This is a genomic window from Exiguobacterium sp. s80, assembly GCF_018618725.1.
GTDB classification, from domain to species: Bacteria; Bacillota; Bacilli; order Exiguobacteriales; family Exiguobacteriaceae; genus Exiguobacterium_A; species Exiguobacterium_A oxidotolerans.
This window is the reverse complement of the sequence record NZ_JACSMP010000004.1, coordinates 71,798-89,429: the sequence shown is the minus strand read 5'-3', so window position 1 is coordinate 89,429 and position 17,632 is coordinate 71,798. Positions and strand designations below refer to the sequence as shown.

Here is a 17,632-nt window from a genome sequence, read left to right as displayed (position 1 = left end):
TAATAAAAACGGCTACTCTCGTCCTCATCTAAGGACGAAAGAAGCCGTTGCTCTTCCGCGGTACCACCTTAGTTCACCCCGAAAACGGGAGTGCCCTCTAGCCCGCGTAACGTGCGGAATCCGGATATCGCTCGCTCGCGCTTACGATACCAGCTCGTGGGGTGACCTTCGTCAGGACACACTGTCACATCTCTCAGCCGGTGGATGTGTTCTCTCTTACAGTCTGTTGTCTGACTACTCTTCCCGTCAACGCTGTTTCCAAATTATTCTTTCCTTATTTTATCCGAGACGTCCATCACCCGTCAAGAACTCCTTAACGGTTAAATTCGACCTGGAGTTCTTTGAACGTCAGTTCGACAGCTTCAATCGTCCGTTCGATATCATCATCCGAGTGGACGGTCGATAAGAAGAGTCCCTCGAATTGTGACGGTGGGAGGAAGATTCCGCGCGCCGCCATCTTTTGATAGTACGAACGGAACATCTCGAGGTTCGATGTTTTCGCTTGTTCGAAATTCGTCACGGGTTGATTAGTGAAGAAGACACCGAACATTGCTCCAGCCCGGTTCGTCGTCAACGGAATGTTATATTTCGCAGCAGCCTGTAAATAGCCTTCTGCTAGACGATTTGCTTTTTGGTCAAACACTTCGTAGTGCTCCGGTTTTAATTGCGTTAAGGTCGCAAGCCCCGCTGCCATCGCAAGCGGATTCCCCGACAGGGTACCTGCCTGATAGATTGGACCTTGCGGCGCGATTTGCTCCATGATGTCACGGCGTCCACCGTAGGCACCGACGGGCATACCACCACCGATGACTTTACCGAGACATGTGATGTCCGGTGTGACACCGAAGTATCCTTGGGCACAGTTGAAGCCGACACGGAAACCGGTCATGACTTCGTCGAAAATTAACAACGTACCGTGTGCTTCCGTGATTTCACGAAGCCCTTCGAGGAATCCGGCTGCCGGCGGGACGAAGCCCATGTTCCCTGCTGCCGGTTCAACGATGACACCTGCGATATCGTCACCATGTTTTTCAAAGGCTGTCCGGACAGCATCCATATCATTATACGGAACCGTCAACGTCATGCTGGCGATTTGTGCCGGAACTCCCGGTGAATCGGGAAGACCGAGCGTCGCGACGCCTGAACCGGCTTTAATCAACAACGAATCGCCGTGTCCGTGGTAACACCCTTCAAATTTCAGGATTTTCGTTTTGCCTGTAAACCCACGCGCGAGACGTAATGCCGCCATCGTTGCTTCCGTCCCCGAGTTGACCATCCGGACGACCTCGACGGACGGGACACGACTGATGACGAGTTCTGCCATCGCTGACTCGATTTCAGTTGGTGTCCCGTAACTCCAACCGCGTGTTGCCTGTTCTTGAATCGCCGCCGTGACGATCGGGTCGGCGTGACCTAAAATCATCGGTCCCCATGATAAAACGTAATCGATGTATTCCTTCCCATCGATATCGTATAATTTTGAACCACTTGCTCGTTCGGCAAAGATTGGTGTCATACCAACTGATTTATAGGCACGGACTGGACTGTTCACGCCACCCGGCATGAGTGGTAATGCCCGCTCAAAGGCAGCTTTTGATTTTGAGTTCTGATTGGTTAAGCTCATTTCGATCCCTCCAAGTAACGACAGATGTCTTTCGCGAAATACGTGATGATTAAATCCGCTCCAGCACGTTTAAAACCAAGCATCGTCTCCATGACGATTCGTTCTTCATCAATCCAACCGTTGAGTGCCGCTGCTTTGACCATGGCATATTCCCCTGAGACGTTGTAGGCGACGATTGGTAAATCAATCCGCTCGCGCACGTCCCGAATGATGTCCATGAAGGCAAGCGCTGGTTTGACAATCATGAAGTCTGCCCCTTGTTCTACGTCAGACGTTGCTTCCCGGAATGCTTCACGGCGGTTCGCCGGATCCATTTGATATCCTTTACGATCACCTTCACCCGGTGCTGAATTGGCTGCGTCACGGAATGGCCCATAATAGGCAGAAGCGTACTTAACGCCATAACTCATGACTGGAATATGGCTGAACCCATTCTCATCAAGCCCTTGACGGATTGCAGCGACAAAACCGTCCATCATCGATGATGGTGCAATGATGTCTGCACCGGCACGCGCTTGTGAGACGGCCGTTTGGACGTGCAGTGGGAGTGAGGCGTCATTATCGACTGTACCGTCCGCAACGATGCCGCAATGTCCTGTCGATGTATATTCACAGAGACATGTATCCGCGATGACCGTCAATTGCGGTGCGAGTTTCTTGACGAGACGCGTTGCTTCTTGAACGATCCCGTGATCATGGAATGCCCCTGTGCCTTGTTCATCTTTTAAATGATCATGTGGGACACCAAATAAAATCACCGACTCGATACCGAGTTTTACGATTTCGTTGATTTCTGCTTCGAGATGATCAAGCGATAGGTTGAACACACCAGGCATCGAACTAACTTCCCGCTTAATGTCTTCTCCTTCTGCGATAAACAGTGGATAAATCAAATCTGATTTATGCAAATGATTTTCTCGTACGAGTGAGCGAAGTGAAGCCGTATTTCGCAAACGGCGGTGACGTGCGAATTCTAATGTGTTCATAACAGTTCCTCCTCTAAAATACAGTCAATCAATCCGTCGAGCGTAAACGTCTTCGCGATGCGCAGAGGATACAGTCCTGCTGCTCGCGCTGCTTGTTCCGTGACCGGTCCAATCGCGACATACGTCGCAGACGTTTGAAGTGCTAACGAAGCGAGTGCTTCGACGGACGATGGACTTTGTAATCCGATAAAAGTTGCGTCTGACAAACGTTCTCGCGGAATCCGTCGGATGTTCGTTTCATACGTCACGACTTCGAGGACGTCAGCTGAGACGAATTGTTTTAAGTGTTCGAGTGGTTCTTGGCGCGACCGATTCCCACGGGCAAAACAAATCCGTTGGTTCGGCAATAGTTGGTGCTGTAACTCGGCGACAAGAACATCACCCGTAAAGGCAGATGGGATGAAGTCCGCGGTTCGCCCCGCTCGTTCGAGGGCTTGCGCTGTTTTTGTCCCAACAACTGCAATTTTCGTTTTTTGTAATCGTGGTAAATCGGCCTCGATTCGTTCGACGCCTGTCGGGCTCGTCACGACCAACCAATCAAGTGCCGGTGGCAATTCGAATGCAACCGGTACCGTCTCGATACTTGGTTCGTGAATGACTTCAATCTGCCGTTCCGCTAAACGCTGCACTTGCTGCGAGTTCGGTGGCCGACTCCCGGTCAGGACAAGCCGTTTATAAGTCATCCGGCAACGATGCGAGAATTTCGCGACCGCCGGCATCGAGTAACCGATCCGCGACGAGTTGACCGAGTTGCATCGGGTCAAGCGAAGTTTCGCGTTCGAGCAAGATTTGTGTCCCATCGACTGAACCGATGAAACCGACGAGTGTCGTCGATAAATCTTCGTTGATCGTCGCAAAACCACCAACCGGGACGTGACAGCTTCCTTCGATCGCGGATAAGAATGACCGCTCGGCAAAGGCCACTTTTTCAGTCATTTGATCATGAATTAAATTTAAAAGATCACGGATTTCTTGATCTTGTTCACGGCATTCGATTGCCAAGATACCTTGACCGACAGCAGGAATCATCTCGTCCGTCGAAATGTATTCCGAGACGATTTCATCCGACCACCCCATCCGTTGCAGACCAGCTGCCGCAAGTAAAATCCCGTCGAATGGTCCTGTCTTCAACTTTTCGAGACGTGTATCAATGTTTCCGCGAATCGATTCAATCTTCAAATCTGGACGAAGTTTAAGCAATTGTGAGCCGCGGCGTAAACTGCTCGTCCCGACCGTAGCACCTTCAGGCAGGGTCGCAAGTCCGCCTCCTGTTGTTGTGATGAGCGCATCCCGTGCATCGACACGTGCAGGTGTTGATCCGATGATAAGACCTGCCGGAAGTTCTGACGGAAGATCTTTCATGCTATGGACAGCGAAGTCGATTTCTTCATCCAGCATCTGTTGTTCGATTTCCTTGACGAATAATCCTTTCCCGCCGACTTTAGACAATGTCACATCAAGGATGCGGTCCCCTTTAGTGATGATGTTTTTGATTTCGAATTCATATGGAGCACCCGCTTGTTTCAATTGCTCGATGACCCATTTCGTCTGTGTCATCGCTAGTTTCGAACTGCGTGAACCTACTATGATTTTTCGCATGCTAAAATCCCCCTGTACAATAATAAAGGGGCGGCACAAGTCCGCCCCATGCTTTTCTATTGTAACACAATTACAGCTTTGTTCACCGATTCACAGCTTTGCGTGGTTCAGAAGTTTCGTCTTGTAACACGACGTCTTCGACCGACGAATCAAACAGTTCTTCATCGAGTGCAAAGGTGTCCATGAACTGTGCAATGCGTTGTTCTGCATCTGGTTTTGCCGCGGCATCTTTAATGTATGAGAGCGGTTCACGTAATAATTGATTGATAATTGATTTCATGTGTTTTCCGATGACGGCTTTTTCACGGGCCGACATGTCCGGCAGTTTCCGTTCGAGGCTTTGCATCGTCTCTTGCTGAATTTTAAGCGATTGATCGCGCAGTTCCGTAATGATTGGAACGACACCAAGCGTCGTCATCCATCCTTCAAACTCAGCGATGGCAGCTTCAATCCGTAACTCGATTTTAGCCGCTTCTTTCATCCGTTCCGCCATGTTCTGTTGGACGATTGATGTTAAATCATCGACGTCATATAAATGAACACCAGGTAAGTCACCCGCTGTCGGCTCGATATCACGTGGTACCGCGATGTCGATCAACAGGAAGGGACGGTCACTGCGGAACAGTTGAGCAGCGGCGATATCTTCCCGCTTGATGATCGCCCGTTTGGCACCGGTAGAAGAAATGACGATATCAGCGCGAAGAAGACCACATTGCATTTCGTTAATCGAATGTGCAGACCCTTCGAAACGATTCGCAACTTCTTCTGCTTTCGCAAGCGTTCGGTTAAAGACCGTGATATCTCGCGCACCGGCCTCATACAAGTTCAACGTCGTCAATTCACCTGTCTCACCGGCACCGATGACGACAATTGATTTATCTTCAAGAGAACCGAGCAATTGTTCTGCAAGTGTCACGGCAGCAGCACTGACAGAAACGGCACTCTCCCCGATTCCTGTTTCAGCATGGGCACGTTTCGCAAGCGTTACCGCTTCCTTAAATAGTTTGTTGAAGACCGTTCCCGTCGTTTCTAATTTTTGCGCTGTAAAGAAACTTGTCTTCACTTGACCTAAAATTTGCGTTTCCCCGACGATCATCGAATCGAGACCACTCGTCACTCGGAACAAGTGCTTCATCGCATCAAATCCTTCATGGATGAATAAATACGGTTCAAGTTCTTCCATCGTCAAACCGAACCAGTTCGCAAGAAAACGTTTTGTATAGTAGCGTCCTGTGTGTGGTTGATCCGTCACGACATATAATTCGGTCCGGTTACAAGTCGACACGATGACGCTCTCGAAAATACTCTTTTCATCTCGTAACGCCACGACCGCTCCCTTCATCTCATGTTCCCCAAATGAGACTTGTTCGCGTATTGATACAGGCGCCGTCTTATTATTTAAACCGACAACTACGATATGCATGCGCTCTACCCCTTACGTCTAAAGATTTCATTCTCCTCTATCTTTTGTTCTCTACTCTACATTATAACCATTATAAAAAAGATTCCAATCAATTTATAAACTAAAATGAGTCAAAGTTGTGAAAAGTATTCTTTCATCCTATCCCTCTCTCGGATAAATCACAAACCCTCTGCTCGAATGTTTCAGCAGAGGGCTTATCGTCAGGATTTGGAAGAATCGGTAATGATTGTCGAGCTCTCGGTCTGCAAGTCGAACTGTTGCTGACGTAAACGATAAATACGAGCAATGTTCTGGATGACGACTTTGGAGACAGCATATGTCGGAACAGCCAAAATGACGCCGATGATACCGGCGATTTTACCGGCGACGAGCAAGACGATGATGATCGTCAACGGATGAACTTTTAACGTTTTCCCTTGAACATACGGAGAAATTAAATTCGATTCAATTTGTTGTGCGATAACGATCGTGATGATTGCATAAAGCGCCTTGATCGGATCATCGATGAATCCGACGATGACGGCAGGAACAGCCCCGATATATGGTCCAAGATACGGAATGATGTTCGTCACCGTACAAAATAATGCGAGTAACAAAGCGTATTGAATATCTGAGATGAAGAAACCGATTAACGACATCAATCCAACGCAGAGTGAGACGATGACTTGACCATTGACGTAGTGCTTAACCGTCACGTGCATGTCATGTAAGATGTTACGTGTTTCTGCCTCATAGCCTTTCGGTAAGAGTTTAACGACCGAGTCAGGAAACTTGTACCCGTCAAGCAGCATGTAGACGAGAATGAACGGAACGAGCACGACGATTAGAACCGTCGAAGAGATGACACCGAAAATGGTTCCGACAGATGCCGAAACGGACTTGAAGAGCGTTCCGATATATGACGTCGCTTCATTCGTCCACTCGTCAAACAATTCCGTATTGTGTTGAACCCAGTTCGAAATAAAACGATTGTCCATCAATTGATCGCGTAGATTCAACGTTTGATCACGTAGTTCTACGACAAGATTCGGGATGCTCGTGACAAACTCCGTCACCTGTTTGACGAGGATTGGACCGATCAACGTAATGATGAGCGTCAAAATCCCGACAAAAGCGAGTAAAACAATCAGGACGGCAAGTCCACGTTTTTTGACACGTTTTTGTAAGGCATCAACGATTCCAAGTGTAAAGTAATAAAAAATTCCTGCAATGATAAGTGGTGGGAAAATTAACGCAAGCATCACTTTAATCGGTTGGAATAAAAACGAGATTTTCGTCCCGACCCAGATGACTAAGAAAATCGTTAGTATCCAAAGTAATGCTTTAAACCATTTGTTTCGAAGTAAGTCCACGAATAAGCCTCCTACAGTTTTCAATTCCGGTATAGCATATTTTTTAAAGCTGCTATTCCATTAATTTGTTATTATTTCATCTTTTTCATCAAGATTTACGCTGGATGAAAGCTATGTCCAAAAGAGAACTGGAAATAATCTTTATCTTTTTACAATATTAAGTATAGATACATCGCTATTTTTTATCTATATTATTTTCGAAATAATAAATTAAAAGGCAATGTTCATCTTGTGAACATTGCCTTTTACCTTCAATCAGTTGTACCTCTTACAAATGAGCATAAATCGCTTCCCATGCCGCATCGACACCTTCGCCCGTTTCTGAAGAAAACGGAATGAATGTATCTTGACCATCAAATTGCAGTTTCCGCTTGATGGCTGCGATTTGTTTATCCCGCTGACCACGCTTGATTTTATCAAGTTTTGTCGCGACGACGATGACGGATAAGTCATAGTACTTTAAGAAGTCGTACATGATGACATCATCTGCCGATGGTTCATGACGAATGTCAACGAGTAAGACGACACCTTTTAGTATTTCACGTGTCGTGAAATACTTCTCCATCATTTTTCCCCAGGCTTCCCGTTCCGTTTTCGAAACTTTCGCGTAGCCGTATCCGGGTACATCGACAAACATGAGCTCATCATTGATATTGAAGAAGTTCAACGTTTGTGTTTTCCCTGGTTTTGATGAAGTACGTGCGAGTGCCTTCCGCTGGACGAGCTTATTGATGAACGACGACTTTCCGACGTTCGACCGTCCCGCAAGTGCAACTTCAGGAAGAAGTGGTTCCGGATAATGCTCCGGATTGACACCACTTGTAATAAAATCTGCTTTATAAATTTTCATGTTACTCTCCTTTTAATGCATGTTCGAGTACTTGGTCCATCGTAGCGACCGGAATGAATCGAATCCCATCTCGAACGGTTTCTGGAATCTCATCGATATCGCGCGTATTGTCTTGTGGCATTAAAATCGTCGTCAATCCTGCACGATGTGCCGCGAGCGATTTCTCTTTTAGACCACCGATTGGTAAGACACGACCACGTAACGTGATTTCGCCTGTCATTCCGACGTCGCGCCGGACTGGACGTTTCGTCAGAGCAGAAATCAAGGCTGTCGCAATCGTAATCCCAGCTGACGGGCCATCTTTCGGTACGGCGCCTTCCGGTACGTGGATATGAATATCCTGTGTTTCATAGAAATTCGGGTCAATTCCAACTGCTTCAGCGTTCGCTCGTACGAAGCTGTATGCTGTCTGAGCCGACTCTTGCATGACGTCACCAAGTTTACCCGTTAATTGCAATTTTCCTTTACCTGGCGCAAGACTGACTTCAATCGTCAGTGTGTCGCCCCCAAATGCAGTATACGCTAAACCGGTCACCGCGCCAATCGTATCTTCTAATTCTCCTTGACCATACCGGTAGATCGGTTTCCCTAAGAAGTCTGGTAAATTCCGTTTCGTCACCGTGACACGTTTCTTTTCACCCATCGCGATTTGTTTCGCCGCCTTACGACAAAGCGACCCTAACACACGTTCCAAGTTCCGGACACCGGCTTCTCGTGTATACCGTCGGACGACTTCCTCGAGCGCGTCCGGTTTGACTGTTAATTGACTCTTTTTCAAGCCATGTTCTTTGATTTGTTTCGATAGCAAGTGACGGACCGCAATTTGTGCTTTCTCTTGCTCCGTATAACCACCGATTTGAATCAATTCCATCCGGTCAAGTAAAGGTCCTGGAATGTTCGAGACATCATTCGCCGTTGCGATGAATAACACGTTCGATAAATCGAACGGTTCTTCGATATAGTGATCAGAAAAGCTATTGTTTTGCTCAGGATCGAGCACTTCAAGCATCGCAGACGATGGATCCCCACGGAAATCATTCGACATCTTATCGATTTCGTCGAGTAGGAAGACCGGATTGTTCGTACCTGCTTGTTTCAGTCCACGAATGATTCGTCCCGGCATCGCTCCGATATACGTCCGGCGATGGCCGCGGATCTCTGCTTCATCTCGTACACCACCAAGCGATACACGGACGAACTTCCGTTCAAGAGCGGTAGCGATGGAACGTGCAAGTGAAGTCTTCCCGACCCCCGGAGGACCTGCGAGACATAGAATCGGTCCACGTAACGAATCCGTCAATTGACGGACAGCTAAATACTCGAGAATCCGTTCTTTTACTTTTTCGAGACCGTAGTGATCTTCATCGAGTTGTTCCGACGCCGCTTCGACGTTCAAGAAATCATCCGTCGCCTCATTCCATGGAAGCGAGAAGAACCATTCCAAGTAATTTCGAATGACACCATGTTCCGGACTCGTCGCCGGTACGACGGCTAACCGATTGATTTCTTTTTCAACGTTTGCAACGGCTGTGTCTGATAAATCGAGCATCGCTAGCTGTTCTTTATACTTCACAGCATCACTTTCAGCAGAAACTGCTTCCCCTCCGAGTTCTTGTTGAATCGTTTTCAACTGTTCCCGAAGGTAATAGTCACGTTGGGATTGTTCAATCGTTTTTTTCGTCCGTTCCCGCATTTCTCGCTCTAGCTCAACGACTTCGTACTCATGCTTCATGACATCGAGCAACATCAAGCCCCGCTCGACCGGATCATTTTCTTCTAGGAATTCTTGTTTTTTTGCAAGTTCAATCGGCAATTTCGACGTGATGTAATCCGTCAAAGAATCCAGGCGTTCATACGTTTCAAAACGACGTCGTTCGTCTGTCCCGATGCCTTTGATACGGGAGACGAGTTGACCGAATTGTTCTTTAATCAAGCGGACGAGCGCCTCTTGTTTTGCACCTTTGATATCAATTTTCTCAATCGGTTCGATGGCTGCTTGATACCCTTCATCTGTTTCACTGACTTGTTCAATCCGAACACGTTCCTTACCGATGACGCGGACGCGGACCGTATCATTGCCAAGCTCACTCATCTTCGCGATTTGGACAAGTGTTCCGATTGTATGCAGTCCGTCAACCGATGGTTCTGCTTCTGGGTCGCGTTGCGTCACGACGACCAAATCAATTTCATGTTCCTTTGAAGCGAGTAATGCTTTTAGTGAAACTGGTCGACCAACATCAATCGTCAAGCCGATTAATGGATAGGCGACGACGCCACGAAGTGGTAAAAGTGGATATTGTTTTGTCTTCATCAAATTCCTCCTAAACAAAAAAGGCTCGGAAAGGCGTACAAGTAGCCTCCGAGCCGATTTGTCACGGTGTTACGCCGTTTCTTTTTCTTTACCTTGTTCAATTGTACCATCTTTCAACTCAAGCGTCGGACCACGCTTACCAGTCAACGTTTCAGCTGTAATGATGACTTTTGCGATATCTTCACGTGATGGTATTTCGAACATGATTTCAAGCATCGTTTCCTCGATGATCGAACGTAAACCACGTGCACCGGTTTTCCGTTTGATTGCGAGTTTCGCGATTTCAATTAGTCCCTCATCTGTGAAGTCGAGTTCGACATCATCAAGTTGAAGCATTTTTTTATATTGTTTGACTAACGCATTTTTAGGTTTCGTCAAGATTTGGACGAGTGCATCCTCATCGAGTGGTTCGAGTGTCGCCATGACTGGCAGACGACCGATGAACTCGGGGATTAGTCCGAACTTTTGGAGATCCTCTGGTAATGCGGCAGCAAGAATTTCTTTTTGCGTAAAGTTACGGTTTTCAGAGTCATTTCCGAATCCGATGACTTTTTTACCAAGACGACGTTTAATCGATTGGTCGATTCCATCAAATGCTCCACCGACGATGAAAAGAATATTCGTCGTATCGATTTGAATGAATTCTTGATGTGGATGTTTACGTCCACCTTGTGGCGGTACGCTCGCAACTGTTCCTTCTAGGATTTTAAGAAGTGCTTGTTGCACCCCTTCCCCTGATACATCACGTGTGATGGAAGGATTTTCAGATTTACGGGCAATTTTATCAATCTCGTCAATATAGATGATTCCTTTTTCTGCTTTCTCGACATCGTAATCAGCAGCTTGAATGAGTTTCAAGAGGATGTTTTCAACATCTTCCCCAACATATCCAGCTTCCGTTAAACTTGTCGCATCCGCAATCGCGAAAGGAACATTTAAGATACGTGCCATTGTTTGTGCAAGAAGTGTCTTACCACTACCTGTTGGTCCAATCATGACGATGTTAGATTTAGAAAGCTCGACATCATCTGCCCGACCACCGGCGTTGATTCGTTTGTAATGATTGTACATTGCGACAGACAAAGACTTTTTCGCTTTCTCTTGACCGATGACATAATCATTTAATGTCTCACGAATTTCATGCGGTTTTGGTACGTTCTTTAGTTCGACTTCTTCTTCTGTACCAAGTTCCTCTTCAACGATTTCATTGCAGAGTTCGATACATTCATCGCAAATGTAAACGCCAGGTCCAGCAACAAGTTTGCGCACTTGCTCTTGTGTCTTTCCGCAGAAAGAACATTTTAGCTGACCTTTCTCTTCGTTAAATTTAAACATAAAGGTCCACCCCTTTAACGTGGAAGTTGTATAGATACGTTTCGCATCCAATCTCACGTTTTACTATTAATGATTGTAGCACGAACAAGGAAAGTCTTTCAAATCTTGGACGAGCGTTTTACAGTTTGATTTGAAGATTTTGATAATGTTTGTCCTTGTTTGACCTATCGTACAAAAAAAACGACTTCAAGACCAGAAATAGGTCTTGAAATCGTTTAGTTCAGTTAAAAAACTTATTTCGTTTTAGCATTATCAACGAGAACGTCGATTGCTTTACGGAACTGGAGATCACCTTTAAGCGTGTCGAGACCACCTTGTGGCGCGAGCATCGTTTCAAGTTGATCAGCAGGGATGTTGTAGAGTTCAGACATCGATTGAAGTTCAGCTTGCGCTTCTTCTTCGTTCACTTCGATGTTTTCATCTGCAACAATTTGTTTCAGAACGAGACGTGCTTTAACACGTTCTTCTGCTTGTTCTTTCATTTCAGTACGCATCGCTTCTTCTGTCGTTCCAGTTAACTGGAAGTACATGTCGAGTTCGATACCTTGTGATTGAATGCGTTGTGTGAATTCTTGGACCATACGCTCAACTTCGTTGTCGACCATAACTGCAGGAAGATCAACTGTCGCGTTTTTAGTCGCTGCTTCAACCAACTCATCACGCATTGAAGCATCAGCTTCTTGTTTACGTGTGTTTTCAAGACGTGTACGAATTTTTGTTTTCAACTCATCAAGAGAAGAAACTTCTTCGTCCATTTCTTTAGCGAACTCATCTGTCAATTCAGGGAGTTCTTGTGCTTTCACTTCGTGGATTGTTACTTTGAATACGACTGGTTTACCAGCGAGTGATGCTTCATGGTACTCTTCTGGGAAAGTAACGTCGATATCTTTTTGCTCACCAGTTTTCAGACCGACCATTTGCTCTTCGAATCCTGGAATGAAGTTTCCTGAACCGATGACGAGTGAATAGTTTTCAGCAGTTCCGCCGTCGAATTGGTTGTCCCCATCAAAACCTGCGAAGTCGAATACGACTGTGTCGCCATTTTCGATGACGCCGTCTTCTTTTACGACGAGCTCTGCTCCACGCTCTTGCATTGTTTTGAGTTCAGCATCGACATCTTCGTCAGTGACGTCAGTTTCGACAGCTGTGTACTCAAGACCTTTGTACTCACCGAGAGTTGCTTCAGGTTCGATGACGAACGTGATTTTAAACTCAACCGGTTTTCCTTTTTCGAGTGTTTCAACGTCGATGTTTTCAAGCGCGATTGGCTCGATACCTGATTCGACGACAGCACCTTCGATTGTATCTTGATACAAGATATCAAGAGCATCTTGATAAAGTGCTTCTTCACCGTACATTTTGTTAAACATTGTGCGTGGCATTTTTCCTTTACGGAAACCAGGTGTGTTCAAAGTCTTAACGACTTTCTTGAACGCTTGGTCTACCGCTTTATCAAATGCTTCAGCAGGCGCTTCATACGTGAGAACGCCGAGGCTACCTGATTGTTTTTCCCATTTTGCAGTCATGCTGAGTCCCTCCAAAATTGTCAATTAGCGTACATGTGTGTACAACAAGTCACATTATAGCACATCCATTCCGAGCATTACCACTGTTGAACGAATGGATTCCTCGCATTTCCTATATCGCCGTCTTCTCGTACGCTTTTCCCTCTTCTAACATCTGATGAGCACTATCGTATAAGTCACGCGCAAGTGCCTCGAGTTCTTTTTCGGGCACATCACGTTCGAACGTCATTCCAGCGAGTGCATCAAGCGTTTCAATCATCTCGACCGGGTCCATATCGAATAAATCGACTTCCTGATCGAGGTGGAGCATTTGATGCCAGGACAACATTAATAGCGCTCGAAAAGGATCGAGCCGTCTTAAGCTAAATAAAACTTCTTGCACTCCTAGCAGTTGCGCCTGCTGTTGTTCCAACCGTCTACGTAGCTGCTCGGCGGAATCGAATGTCACGTCAAGCTGCAAACGTTCGATTCGAAGCGTTAAAGGAAAACATGAGTCGTCCGTCATTAATTGCAATAATAACGTATGAAGGACGATCAAACTTTGCTGTCTTACGTCCTCACCGATTGCATAAGAGGTGCAAAGATACCGTCTCAATTCAGGCGCCTTTTCAAGCGTCAGTCCACGTAACTGCTCGAATTGTTGTTCGTACGTTCCTGTTTGAAAAACGTTTATCCATTCCGCTTCCGACTTCCCGAGCGATTTCCGCGTTAAAAACGATTCGTCCGAACGTGCTTCCTTGTCTGGTTCCGTTTGCCGTCCAAGCATTGATGCCGCTTCCTCCAACTTAACTGCTAGACCGTATGGTAAGTATGGTGAGGCTGTCCGAAGCGCGACACGAAGCGGGTATGCCTGTCCATGCTCAAAGAGGAAGAGCGCAAGCACTTGCTCAACTCCTTCGACTGTCAAAAACGATTCCGCTATTTTGATGAAGCGTTCTCGTTCTTCTTTACTCTCAGAAAAAGCATCTTGCATCGTATATACCCTATACAAAATGTCGTCATCACTCATCGCCACGTCATCGAGTCGCTTCATCCGTTCATCTCGCTCGACCCTCGTTATCCGTGCGAGTCGCATCCGTTCCTGTTCCAGCGGTCGTTCCATCCAACGGGATTCACTCATGCGCTCTCCTCCTCTACCAATCATTCTTATTTTGTGAAGGGATCGAGTCGTTCCGTCCAACTAGATATTGCGTCTTGCAGTCGTTGTCCTTGTTCGACTCCAAGCTGATTCAACGTATCGAGCGAGACGTCCGTCTCAAGAAGACGTGTCATCGACTCTGATTGATCGACATACTGCTTTAACTTATCACTCAAACTCTTTAGTTCGGCCGGCGGACTGTCGAGACTAGACAGACGCTCGTCGATTTGATCAAGCTCTTTCTCTAACTTTTGAACCGTCTCATCATTTTTCAGCTTTTCCATTTGTTGATCCAGTGTTTGTTCTGGATTTGCCGATTCGCGTGCATTCTCCGCTGCTTGATCGAGCTTAGCCGAGAGCTCTGACGTGACACGTGATGTATCTTTCGCAATCGTTTGTAGTTCCGCTGCATAATCAACATTATTTTTCACTTCGACGACTTGTTGTTTTGCGTCGTCGACCGTATTCGTTATTTCGCTACAACCAGCTAGAGCAACTGTCAGAAGGAGGATTCCACCGATTCGTTTCCTCATTGTCCACATCCCCTTTTTAAGTTCATGATACCTTGATTATAATCGAAAATCATAATAAAAAAAAGAGACCGCCCTCGTAAGGGCAGTCTCTATTTTAATTATAGCGTCCCAAGAGGGATTCGAACCCCCGACCGACGCCTTAGAAGGGCGTTGCTCTATCCAGCTGAGCTATTGGGACGTGTCAACACGAATAAACTATACTAAAACAATTCTTTCGTGTCAATCACATTACAAAAAATCTTTTCTTAAAGCGTGCCCTCTAAATGTAAAGCATTAATCTGTTCACCTGTCAGATCGTAAAAATCAACGGAATACGCATCTTCTTCAAGCGTCAAAATCGCATACGTTTTTTCAGGACGGTGTCGCGGCATACGAATCGAACCCGGATTGATGAAGAGTTTATCATCCTTTTGTTCCGCTTTCGCCACGTGCGAATGACCATACAACACGATCTGTGCTGCTTTTTGATCCGCATGATGGCCTAAGTGGTCGAGGCTGTATTTCACGTCTTGACGATGACCATGGACACATAATAGATTGACTGCGCCAAAAGGCTCAAGTACCTCATCGGCAAAGTCGTTACCATAATCACAATTCCCTTTAACGACACGATAGGGATATAATGATTCGTCCATCCGTGTCAACTGTGAGTCTCCACAATGATACGCAACCTCTGCTTCCGGATGCCGTTCGACGATTGTCAGAAGTTCCGATTCGAGACCATGGCTATCACTAACGATTAACGCTTTCATCGTTGATCACTCTCCTAAAAAAGTAGTCAGTGCTAATTCAAGTTTTTTCAACGCATTCCCGCGATGACTAATCGCCGCTTTCTCATCTTTTGTTAACTCGGCGGCCGTTTGATTTCGAGATGGGACGATGAACAAAGGATCATAACCGAAACCATGCTCACCTTTCGCTTCGAATCCGATGAGACCTTCCATCGTACCGCGTACAGTCAACGTCTCCCCAGAAGGTTTTGCAAGTGACAATGCACAGACGAAGCGCGCTGTCCGCTCTTCGATTGATCGATTGCCCAATTTTTCGAGCAACAATGCATTATTCGCTGCATCTGATTTTTCTAGACCTGCAAAACGCGCTGAGTAGACACCAGGCGCCCCGTCGAGCGCGTCGACTTCGAGTCCCGAGTCGTCGGCAAGAACCGCGTGACCGAAGTAAGCAGCTGCTTCTTTCGCTTTCAGTTCAGCATTTTCTTCAAAAGTTACACCCGTTTCATCCGTCTCAGGTGCAGCTTCGTAATCCAATAGAGAAGATACGTCATAACCTAGTTTCCCGAGCATCACTTCGAGTTCTTTCACTTTCCCGGCATTGCGGGTCGCGACGATGATTTTCATCGATGTTCCCCCACTTCTTCTCCAACATACCACCACGAAGCACCTAATGCGTCTTGACCGGCACGCAGGAGTTCTTCAATACCCTTTTCCCCAAGTTCGAGCATATCGAGCATTTCCCGTTTCGAAAATGTCGCCTCTTCACCTGTCGCCTGCATCTCGACGATTTTCCCGGAAGAGGTCATGACTAAGTTTAAATCAACATCGGCTGCAGCATCCTCTTCATAACAGAGATCGAGGAGCAGCTCTTGACCGACCTTTCCAATCGAGACGGCTGCGATTCCTTCTTTGATTGGTGTATCCGTCAGTTTCCCGCTTTGAATCAGACCGTCTACTGCGAGGACGAGGGCAAGAAAACCGCCTGTGATCGCAGCCGTTCTCGTTCCGCCATCCGCTTGAATGACATCACAATCAATCCAGACCGTCCGCTCGCCTAGTTTTTCTAAGTCGACGACAGCACGTAACGCCCGACTAATCAAACGCTGAATTTCCATCGTCCGACCTGTCTGTTTACCACGGACCGACTCGCGCGCTGTCCGTTGCGCCGTCGCACGTGGTAACATTGCATATTCCGCATTGATCCAGCCATGACGTTTCCCCCGTAAAAAGGGTGGGACTTTCTCTTCGACCGTTGCCGTACACAAGACCCGCGTGTCTCCGACTGCGATCATGATGGAACCTTCCGCATGTTTATTCACATTCGTCTCAAACGCAATCGCTCGCATCACCGTAGATTCTCGTTGATCGATTCTCATGTCGTTGCCTCCGTTCCGAGTACTAATCGTTTTGCTTGGATTGGTTGACTCAACCAATCGGTCGCGATCCGTTCAAAGGAACGCGTGTCACCTGTCGCATGATACACATGTTCCGGTATAAAATCATTTCCTGCTGCAATTCCATTGTAGTCGAGGAGAGCCGCGACTTCGAGCGCCGTCTCGTCTCCTGAAGAAATCAATTGGACGTCTGGTCCGATGACTCGTCCAATGACATCTGCGAGCAGCGGATAATGGGTACACCCTAAAATTAACGTGTCCATGTCGTACGAAAGCAATGGACGTAATGTATTGGCGACGACACGTTCGACGTAAGCACCTGTCGTCTGTGAGGACTCGACGAGCGGGACGAACGGCGGACATGCAAGTGATTCGACAACAACTTGCCCTTCGACATGTCGTAATGCCTTTTCATAAGAATTGCTCTCGACCGTCATCTTCGTCCCGATGACACCGATTCGTTTCGATCGCGTTACCTTGACTGCCGCCCGTGCTCCTGGGTCGATGACGCCAATGACTGGAATCGTCAATTTTTCCCGTGCTTCTTTCAGGACGACTGCCGTCGCTGTATTACAGGCGATGACAATCAGTTTGACATCCTGCGCGACAAGATAATCAATCATCTCCCATGTAAATTGCCGGATTTCTTCTTCCGGTCGTGGTCCATAGGGACAGCGTAATGTATCCCCGACATATATGATTTGTTCATGAGGAAGCTGCCGCATCAGCTCACGCGCGACCGTCAAGCCGCCGACCCCAGAATCTAATACTCCAATTGGTTTGTTCACGTCATATCTCACCTTCCTATCCTCTATGGTAACAAAAAAGGA

The 17,632-nt window shown here is 46.8% G+C and carries 16 protein-coding genes and 1 tRNA gene; all 17 read right to left on the bottom strand.

Features of this window, described 5'->3' with window-relative positions; genetic code table 11:
- Positions 1–313: 313 nt before the first annotated feature.
- Positions 314–1,624: a glutamate-1-semialdehyde 2,1-aminomutase gene (gene hemL, locus KNP94_RS09595; RefSeq protein WP_214768696.1), complete on the bottom strand. Its 1,311-nt coding sequence runs from the start codon at positions 1,622–1,624 to the stop codon at positions 314–316.
- Entirely contained in the window at positions 1,621–2,610 is a 990-nt protein-coding gene (gene hemB / locus KNP94_RS09590) for a porphobilinogen synthase (RefSeq protein ID WP_029331074.1), read from the bottom strand. The genes hemL and hemB overlap by 4 nt, the downstream gene beginning before the upstream one ends.
- Entirely contained in the window at positions 2,607–3,293 is a 687-nt protein-coding gene (locus KNP94_RS09585) for a uroporphyrinogen-III synthase (RefSeq protein WP_215115607.1), read from the bottom strand. The genes hemB and KNP94_RS09585 overlap by 4 nt, the downstream gene beginning before the upstream one ends.
- Positions 3,283–4,209, bottom strand: a complete 927-nt coding sequence (gene hemC / locus KNP94_RS09580; RefSeq protein ID WP_088837553.1) for a hydroxymethylbilane synthase — start codon at positions 4,207–4,209, stop codon at positions 3,283–3,285. The genes KNP94_RS09585 and hemC overlap by 11 nt, the downstream gene beginning before the upstream one ends.
- A gap of 82 nt (positions 4,210–4,291) precedes the next feature.
- Positions 4,292–5,632 carry a glutamyl-tRNA reductase gene (hemA, locus tag KNP94_RS09575; protein WP_088837554.1) on the bottom strand — a complete coding sequence of 447 codons (1,341 nt, stop codon included), beginning with the start codon at positions 5,630–5,632 and terminating at the stop codon, positions 4,292–4,294.
- A gap of 200 nt (positions 5,633–5,832) precedes the next feature.
- Entirely contained in the window at positions 5,833–6,984 is a 1,152-nt protein-coding gene (locus KNP94_RS09570) for an AI-2E family transporter (protein WP_214766512.1), read from the bottom strand.
- A 268-nt stretch (positions 6,985–7,252) separates the two neighbouring features.
- Positions 7,253–7,834, bottom strand: coding sequence for a ribosome biogenesis GTP-binding protein YihA/YsxC (gene yihA / locus KNP94_RS09565; protein WP_088837556.1), 582 nt, complete (start codon positions 7,832–7,834; stop codon positions 7,253–7,255).
- A gap of 1 nt (position 7,835) precedes the next feature.
- Positions 7,836–10,145, bottom strand: coding sequence for an endopeptidase La (gene lon, locus KNP94_RS09560; RefSeq protein ID WP_214810632.1), 2,310 nt, complete (start codon positions 10,143–10,145; stop codon positions 7,836–7,838).
- A 69-nt stretch (positions 10,146–10,214) separates the two neighbouring features.
- Positions 10,215–11,480, bottom strand: a complete 1,266-nt coding sequence (gene clpX / locus KNP94_RS09555; protein WP_088837558.1) for an ATP-dependent protease ATP-binding subunit ClpX — start codon at positions 11,478–11,480, stop codon at positions 10,215–10,217.
- A 233-nt stretch (positions 11,481–11,713) separates the two neighbouring features.
- Positions 11,714–13,006, bottom strand: coding sequence for a trigger factor (gene tig, locus KNP94_RS09550; protein WP_088837559.1), 1,293 nt, complete (start codon positions 13,004–13,006; stop codon positions 11,714–11,716).
- Between the two features lie 112 nt (positions 13,007–13,118).
- Positions 13,119–14,126: a hypothetical protein gene (locus KNP94_RS09545; protein ID WP_215115606.1), complete on the bottom strand. Its 1,008-nt coding sequence runs from the start codon at positions 14,124–14,126 to the stop codon at positions 13,119–13,121.
- A gap of 26 nt (positions 14,127–14,152) precedes the next feature.
- Positions 14,153–14,677 carry a hypothetical protein gene (locus KNP94_RS09540; RefSeq protein WP_239456737.1) on the bottom strand — a complete coding sequence of 175 codons (525 nt, stop codon included), beginning with the start codon at positions 14,675–14,677 and terminating at the stop codon, positions 14,153–14,155.
- Between the two features lie 104 nt (positions 14,678–14,781).
- Positions 14,782–14,855 (bottom strand) — tRNA-Arg (locus tag KNP94_RS09535).
- Between the two features lie 67 nt (positions 14,856–14,922).
- Positions 14,923–15,429 carry a metallophosphoesterase family protein gene (locus KNP94_RS09530; RefSeq protein WP_215115605.1) on the bottom strand — a complete coding sequence of 169 codons (507 nt, stop codon included), beginning with the start codon at positions 15,427–15,429 and terminating at the stop codon, positions 14,923–14,925.
- Positions 15,430–15,435: 6 nt separating this feature from the next.
- Positions 15,436–16,032, bottom strand: coding sequence for an XTP/dITP diphosphatase (locus KNP94_RS09525; protein ID WP_214802118.1), 597 nt, complete (start codon positions 16,030–16,032; stop codon positions 15,436–15,438).
- Entirely contained in the window at positions 16,029–16,784 is a 756-nt protein-coding gene (gene rph, locus KNP94_RS09520) for a ribonuclease PH (protein ID WP_088837564.1), read from the bottom strand. The genes KNP94_RS09525 and rph overlap by 4 nt, the downstream gene beginning before the upstream one ends.
- Positions 16,781–17,590 carry a glutamate racemase gene (gene racE / locus KNP94_RS09515; protein ID WP_215115604.1) on the bottom strand — a complete coding sequence of 270 codons (810 nt, stop codon included), beginning with the start codon at positions 17,588–17,590 and terminating at the stop codon, positions 16,781–16,783. The genes rph and racE overlap by 4 nt, the downstream gene beginning before the upstream one ends.
- Positions 17,591–17,632 lie beyond the last annotated feature (42 nt).

Coding starts and splice junctions, on each gene's coding strand:
- hemL (WP_214768696.1), bottom strand. CDS start 1,624: ATGAGCTTAACCAATCAGAACTCAAAATCAAAAGCTGCCTTTGAGCGG.
- hemB (WP_029331074.1), bottom strand. CDS start 2,610: ATGAACACATTAGAATTCGCACGTCACCGCCGTTTGCGAAATACGGCT.
- KNP94_RS09585 (WP_215115607.1), bottom strand. CDS start 3,293: ATGACTTATAAACGGCTTGTCCTGACCGGGAGTCGGCCACCGAACTCG.
- hemC (WP_088837553.1), bottom strand. CDS start 4,209: ATGCGAAAAATCATAGTAGGTTCACGCAGTTCGAAACTAGCGATGACA.
- hemA (WP_088837554.1), bottom strand. CDS start 5,632: ATGCATATCGTAGTTGTCGGTTTAAATAATAAGACGGCGCCTGTATCA.
- yihA (WP_088837556.1), bottom strand. CDS start 7,834: ATGAAAATTTATAAAGCAGATTTTATTACAAGTGGTGTCAATCCGGAG.
- lon (WP_214810632.1), bottom strand. CDS start 10,145: ATGAAGACAAAACAATATCCACTTTTACCACTTCGTGGCGTCGTCGCC.
- clpX (WP_088837558.1), bottom strand. CDS start 11,480: ATGTTTAAATTTAACGAAGAGAAAGGTCAGCTAAAATGTTCTTTCTGC.
- tig (WP_088837559.1), bottom strand. CDS start 13,006: ATGACTGCAAAATGGGAAAAACAATCAGGTAGCCTCGGCGTTCTCACG.
- KNP94_RS09545 (WP_215115606.1), bottom strand. CDS start 14,126: ATGAGTGAATCCCGTTGGATGGAACGACCGCTGGAACAGGAACGGATG.
- KNP94_RS09540 (WP_239456737.1), bottom strand. CDS start 14,677: ATGAGGAAACGAATCGGTGGAATCCTCCTTCTGACAGTTGCTCTAGCT.
- KNP94_RS09530 (WP_215115605.1), bottom strand. CDS start 15,429: ATGAAAGCGTTAATCGTTAGTGATAGCCATGGTCTCGAATCGGAACTT.
- KNP94_RS09525 (WP_214802118.1), bottom strand. CDS start 16,032: ATGAAAATCATCGTCGCGACCCGCAATGCCGGGAAAGTGAAAGAACTC.
- rph (WP_088837564.1), bottom strand. CDS start 16,784: ATGAGAATCGATCAACGAGAATCTACGGTGATGCGAGCGATTGCGTTT.